At 39.3% G+C, this 6,565-nt stretch carries 5 protein-coding genes; all 5 read left to right on the top strand.

Annotation, left to right across the window (positions count from 1 at the left end):
• The first annotated feature begins 126 nt into the window (after window positions 1-126).
• The gene (gene epsC / locus ACGHIN_RS16015) at window positions 127-957 is read left to right on the top strand and encodes a serine O-acetyltransferase EpsC (protein ID WP_390455798.1); all 831 of its coding nucleotides are present in this window, start codon (window positions 127-129) and stop codon (window positions 955-957) included.
• Window positions 958-987: 30 nt separating this feature from the next.
• A complete protein-coding gene (gene cysK, locus ACGHIN_RS16010) occupies window positions 988-1,899 on the top strand; it encodes a cysteine synthase A (protein ID WP_390455795.1) in 912 nt (303 codons plus the stop codon).
• Between the two features lie 17 nt (window positions 1,900-1,916).
• The gene (cobA, locus tag ACGHIN_RS16005) at window positions 1,917-2,762 is read left to right on the top strand and encodes a uroporphyrinogen-III C-methyltransferase (protein ID WP_390455792.1); all 846 of its coding nucleotides are present in this window, start codon (window positions 1,917-1,919) and stop codon (window positions 2,760-2,762) included.
• Window positions 2,752-4,461: a diflavin oxidoreductase gene (locus ACGHIN_RS16000; RefSeq protein WP_390455789.1), complete on the top strand. Its 1,710-nt coding sequence runs from the start codon at window positions 2,752-2,754 to the stop codon at window positions 4,459-4,461. The genes cobA and ACGHIN_RS16000 overlap by 11 nt, the downstream gene beginning before the upstream one ends.
• Window positions 4,462-4,602: 141 nt before the next feature.
• On the top strand, window positions 4,603-6,276 hold the full coding sequence (gene cysI / locus ACGHIN_RS15995; protein WP_390455786.1) for an assimilatory sulfite reductase (NADPH) hemoprotein subunit: 1,674 nt from the start codon (window positions 4,603-4,605) through the stop codon (window positions 6,274-6,276).
• Window positions 6,277-6,565: the final 289 nt, after the last annotated feature.

Raw genomic sequence — 6,565 nt, 5'->3', positions numbered from 1 at the left:
GTAACCCTTAGAACAGCTCAACCATTAGTTTTTGACAGTTTAATCAACGATAAGAGAACGGGATCTGCCATTTTGGTGGATGAAACTTCCAATTCAACGGTTGCGGCATGCATAATTCAGTAAATAATGGAAACATCAGAATATTTCATTGAAAAGATTTTCAAGAAGAAACAAAGCAATGTTATTGGCTTTTTTGACAAAAACACCACTGAAGTTTTCGTCAAAGAACTATACAAAGTGCTTTTTCTTCCACAGCATATTCATACTGAAGACAAATTAAGAAAAGATTTTGCAAGACTGCATAACACTCTTTTAAATTTGATCAACAGTATCACAGAAGGTAAAATTCTTGCAGAACAGCAGGCTGATCTTTTTTTTGAGGCATTACCCGGAATATACAATAAGCTGATCTTAGACGCAGAAGCCATTCTTGAATTTGATCCGGCCACAGAATCACTGGAAGAAATTCTTTTGGCCTATCCCGGATTTTTTGCAACCTATGCCTACCGGATTTCGCATCAGCTATGGAACCAGGAAATCAAAATCATTCCGCGCATCATTTCGGAATATGCCCACAGCAAGACCGGAATAGATATCCATCCGGGAGCAAAAATAGGAGATCATTTCTTCATTGATCACGGAACCGGAATTGTGATTGGAGAAACAACCGTTATCGGAAATCATGTAAAACTCTATCAAGGGGTAACATTGGGTGCTTTACATGTTTCCAAAGATAACGCCAACCAAAAAAGGCACCCGAATATTGAAGACCATGTCATCATTTACTCAGGAGCTACCATTTTAGGAGGAAATACAACCATAGGCAGAGAAAGCATAATTGGCGGAAACGTCTGGATAACCCAAGATGTGCCTTCCCATTCTCTGGTGTATCATAAAAGTGAAATAAAAATCAAGGATAACAGCTCCTTACCGGAATCTTTAACCTTTGTTATATAAATCAATAAAACAACATAAAATTGAATCGGCATGAAATTCCAAAACACCCTAGAAACAATCGGGAATACACCAGTAGTAAAAATCAATAAGCTATTTAATTCTGATCATGAAGTATGGATCAAGCTGGAAAAAAGTAATCCGGGAGGAAGCATCAAAGACAGGATTGCCTTGGCTATGATTGAAGATGCAGAAAATAAAGGATTATTAAACAAAGAAAGTGTAATTATAGAACCTACCAGTGGAAACACAGGAATCGGGCTTTCTTTGGTAGCCGCAGTAAAAGGGTATAAGCTTATTCTCGTCATGCCCGACAGTATGAGTGTGGAACGCCGTAAAATCATGGAAGCCTACGGAGCAGAATTTGTGTTGACTCCAAGAGAAAAAGGAATGAAAGGAGCCATTGAAAAAGCCAATGAGCTGGCCCAGGAAACTTCTAATTCATGGATCCCCAAGCAATTTGATAATCCCGCCAATGTACAGGTTCATATTGAAACAACGGCTCAGGAAATATTGAATGATTTTCCTGACGGGCTGGACTACATCATTACCGGAGTAGGAACAGGCGGACATATCACAGGAATTGCCAAAGTATTGAAACAAAAATATCCTGACCTTAAAGTTCTTGCTGTAGAACCGGAGCTTTCACCTGTTTTAAGCGGCGGAGAACCTGCACCACATCCTTTACAAGGGTTAGGCGCCGGATTCATCCCATCCATTTTGGATACCTCAATTTTGGACGGAATCATCAAAATAGGAAAAGAAGAAGCTTTTGAATATGCCATTAATGCTGCCAAAAAAGAGGGACTTTTTGTAGGAATTTCTACAGGAGCAGCCTTAGCGGCAGTAGCAAAACAACTTCATGAAATACCTAAAGGATCAAAAATTTTAACAATTAACTACGATACAGGCGAAAGATACCTGTCCATTGAAGGACTCTTCTAACCTCTAAACCCATTACAATGAACGCAACTATCAAAACACCAAAGGTTTACCTTATCGGTGCAGGACCCGGCGACCCTGATCTCATCACTGTAAAAGCGGTTAAAGCCCTTGCTGAAGCTGAAATCATCCTGTCTGATCGCCTGGTGAGCCCGGAAATTTTACAACAATACGCAAATAAAAATGCAGAAATCATATATGTAGGAAAAGAATGTAGTAAAAATGCATCCACTCCTCAATCTTTCATCAACGAATTAATAGTTGACTATGCTCTTCAAAACAAGAATGTAGTAAGGCTTAAAGGGGGTGATGTTTCCATTTTCTCCAATATTCTGGATGAATTGCAAACCTTAAAACAGAATAAGATCTCTTATGAGATCATTCCGGGGATTACGGCAGCTTTAGGAGCAGCAGCTTATGCGGGAATGCCCTTAACGGCCAGGAATCATGCCACTTCGGTTCGTTTTCTTACCTATTATAAATCTGAGATTCTTGATGAGACCTATTGGAATGAATTAGCGGTTACGAATGACACACTTGTTTTTTATATGTCTAAAGGAAACCTATCCAGCCTTGTGGAAAAATTGATAGATCTCAATATTTCCAGGGATAAAAAAATTGCCATCATTGAACAGGCTACAACTCCATATCAAAAAGTATATACTTCTTCTTTTGATGATTTTAAGGCCAATTTTGCTGATAAGGATTTTATTTCTCCTTCGTTGGTGGTTATTGGCAAAGTAGTCTGTTTGCATGAAGAATTTTCCTGGCTGGAAAATGCTAAAGAGGAAGACCTTTATTTCAAATCGGTCGTTAACGGAAGTCTCATCCCAACAACTCAAAATCTTTTTCAATATGCTGTCTGAAACTAAATTCAATATCCTCAAACAAATATCCGGTGATTTTTCAAGGGACGAAACCATTTGGGCAAGCGGTTATCTGGCCGGACTTGCCGGAGCACCCGTCGGTATTGCTCAACCTGCCTTACAAAACAATCCGGACCATGAAATTGCCGTAAAGAAAATTACACTTGCATACGGTACGGAAACCGGAAACAGTAAAAAGCTGGCTACAGAGCTTGCCGGAATCATCAAGAAAAAAGGGATCCAGGTAAAATTGGCAGATCTTTCCCAATACAAACCTAAAGACCTCATCAAAGAAGAATTTTTCTTTGTGATCATCAGTACACAGGGAGAAGGAGAGCCTCCTATGCTGGCTAAGAAATTCTATGATCATATTCATGAGAACGAATTGATTCTTACCCAGCTCAAATTTGGAATTCTCGCCTTAGGAGACAGCAGTTATCCGCAGTTTTGCAAAACAGGAGAAGACATTGATTTCCGATTCGAAATATTAGGAGCGGAACGCATCATTCCATTGAAAAAATGTGATATTGATTATGAACAGGAGGCTCATCAATGGATAGAGCATATCTTTGAAGTGGTTACAAAGACCTCAGCAAAAAACCCAAAAAGCGTTTCAGCTCCAAAAATTTCAACAGGAAGAAAAAAATACTGGGGAACGGTTTCCAACATCATCAATCTCAACGACATTACTTCCGAGAAAGAAACCTACCATATTGAAATAGAAACGGATGAGGCCATCACTTATCAACCGGGAGATGCATTGGGAATACTTCCTTTCAATCCCAAAACCGTAGTGGATGAAATCATTGCATTGACAGGCATTGATCCTGAAAAACAGATCAAAACCTCAAAAGTTACCGCCAGTGCAGAAGAGCTTTTGTATAAGCATCTTAATATCAGTTACCTTCTGAAAACTACTGTCGCTCAATACGCAAAGATTACAGGACATCAAATTCCGGAAATCCGTTTAGGTCTTCTTGATCTGCTTCGGATATATCCGGTGAAAAATGCAGGACAATTTGAAGAAGTAATTGCCATTCTCACCGGTCAGGCTCCACGCTTATATTCTATTTCTTCCTCTCCGGAAGCACATGGAGATACCGAGATCCACATCACGGTAGCCAAATCGGAATACCAGATTGATGATCAGAAACGCAATGGATTATGCAGCGGATTTTTGAGTGAATTCCAGGAAGGGAACGAGTTTGAATTTTACATACAGGAAGCTAAACACTTTAAACTTCCTCTATCCGATAAAGATATCATCATGATAGGACCGGGAACAGGAATCGCTCCTTTCAGATCTTTTCTTTGGGAACGGGATGCAGCAGGTGCAGAAGGAAGAAACTGGCTGTTCTTCGGAGACCGGAATTTTATTTCAGACTTCCTTTATCAATCAGAAATCCAGGATTTTCTAAAAACGGAAACATTAACCCACCTGGATATTGCTTTTTCAAGAGATACTTCACAAAAAGTCTATGTACAGCATAAACTGGAACAAAAAGCCCAGGAAATCTTTCAATGGCTGGAAGCAGGAGCTTCCCTGTATGTATGCGGAACCAAAGATCCGATGAGCAAAGATGTTGAAGAAACCCTAATCAATATTATCCAAAACCAGGGAAAACGAAACCAGGAAGAAGCCCGGATTTATCTTGAAGAATTAGAGCTAAGTGGGCGCTATGCAAAAGATGTTTACTAGTAACTGATTACTCATGATAAACAATGTACTCTTTGCTGAGTGAAGCGCCTTTGCGAACTAAAAAATCCAAATGCAAGAAAACCTCAGCGGACTTTGCATTACCATTCTACACAATCAATCATATTAATTAAAAAACAAAAAATGAACAATAAAGATAACCTTTCCCCGGTAGAAAGAATTAAAACCGGAAGTAATGGACTTAGAGGTACATTAAAGGAAAGTCTCGCAGATGAATTTACCGGTGCGATACGGGAAGATGATCAGACCTTAATCAAGTTTCATGGGATGTATCAACAGGATGACCGTGACAGACGGGAAGAGCGTGTGGCTAAAAAGCTAGAATGGCTGTATTCCTATATGATCAGGTTAAGGCTCCCGGGAGGTTTTTTAACTCCGGAACAATGGATCGGACTGAATGAAGTGGCCGGAAAACATTCTACAGGAACCATAAAAATTACAACGAGACAAACCATTCAGCTGCACGGTATTTTAAAATCTCATTTAAAACCTACCATTCAGCAATTCAACCTGCAGCATCTGGATTCTATTGCGGCTTGTGGTGATGTGAACAGGAATGTAACCTGTACTTCTAATCCTTCTGAATCACCTCTACATCAGGAAGTATATGAGCTAGCCGGAAAAATAAGCGAAATGTGTTTGCCTAAAACTAAAGCCTATTATGATATCTGGATTGATGATGAATTGCTGATAGACAGAAAAGCAGAAGAAGATCCGCTGTATCAGGACAGATATCTGCCTAGAAAATTAAAGATCGGCATTGCAATACCTCCCAATAATGATGTAGATGTATTCATCAATGATATTGCACTTATCGCTATTATTGAAGACAATCAGCTTATTGGATACAATATTGCCGCTGGAGGCGGATTGGGTGCCACACATGGGAATGAAGCCACCTATCCCAGGCTTGCCTCAATCCTCGGGTTTGTAGATACGGAGGAAAAAGCTTTACAGGCTGTTTATGAAATCATCACGGTACAGCGAGATTTCGGAAACAGAAGTGACAGAAAATTGTCAAGGCTTAAATATACCATCGATAAGCTTGGAATAGATGGATACAGAACGGAAGTGGAAAAAAGAACCGGCTTTGCTTTTGAGCCTGCCCGGGAATTTAAATTTGAACAAAGAAAAGACCGTTATGGCTGGATACAAAATCATGAAGGAAAATGGTTCTATACTTTGTTCGTTGAACATGGAAGAGTTCTTGATACTGAAAGGTACCCATTAAAATCCGGATTATTAAAGATTGCCGAAACAGGAAAGACAAATTTCCGTTTTACCTGCAATCAGAATCTTATTCTTTCTGATATTACCGAAGAAGATAAAAAAGAAATTGAAGCTCTTCTAAGTGAATATGGAATTTCCGGTTATACCGAAAATGTAAGTGCTCTCCGCAAAAATTCTGTAGCCTGCGTTGCTTTAAATACCTGTTCATTGGCTTTAGCAGAAGCACAACGCTATCTGCCGTCCCTGGTAACAAAAATAGAGCCTATTCTTGAAAAATATGGGCTTTTAGAAGAAGATATCACTATTCGTATGACGGGGTGCCCCAACGGTTGTGGAAGATCTCCCAATGCAGAAATAGGATTTGTGGGGACCGCTTATGGCAAATACAATCTGCACATTGGTGGAGACCGGTTGGGATTGCGTCTCAATACAAAATTTAAAGACAATATAGGGGAAGACGAAATCCTTGACACTCTGGATCAGCTCTTCGGGATTTATGTACAAGAAAGACACGAAGAAGAAACTTTTGGGGATTTTTCGTACCGCTATTTACAAACCGCAAAATAAATATATGATCAATATTCTTTACCGTCAGACAAAATCAAAAAAACTCTATCATCAGCTTTTAGGGATCCGAATGTATATGTGCTGTTTTTTTTAAATATCATCACACATTCCCATTAACCTAAAATAATCATCAATGAAACAGAACAGACAGAATGATTTTCTGCTCAAAATAACCCTATTATTAGTCACATTTTTATTTATTAACATTGTACAGGCACAGCAACAGCTTATAGAAGTTAGCGGAATTATTAAGCATATTGACACCCAGAAAGGCCTCACCGGTGTGCAG

The sequence above is a fragment of the Chryseobacterium barbadense genome, assembly GCF_042849955.1.
Classification (GTDB): Bacteria; Bacteroidota; Bacteroidia; order Flavobacteriales; family Weeksellaceae; genus Chryseobacterium.
Note: the sequence above shows the minus strand (reverse complement) of the source record. Positions and strands in the feature narration are given on the sequence as shown.

Bases quoted from the DNA above. Each gene is read 5' to 3' on its own strand.
- epsC (WP_390455798.1), top strand. From the start codon at position 127: ATGGAAACATCAGAATATTTCATTGAAAAGATTTTCAAGAAGAAACAA.
- ACGHIN_RS16000 (WP_390455789.1), top strand. From the start codon at position 2,752: ATGCTGTCTGAAACTAAATTCAATATCCTCAAACAAATATCCGGTGAT.
- cobA (WP_390455792.1), top strand. From the start codon at position 1,917: ATGAACGCAACTATCAAAACACCAAAGGTTTACCTTATCGGTGCAGGA.
- cysK (WP_390455795.1), top strand. From the start codon at position 988: ATGAAATTCCAAAACACCCTAGAAACAATCGGGAATACACCAGTAGTA.
- cysI (WP_390455786.1), top strand. From the start codon at position 4,603: ATGAACAATAAAGATAACCTTTCCCCGGTAGAAAGAATTAAAACCGGA.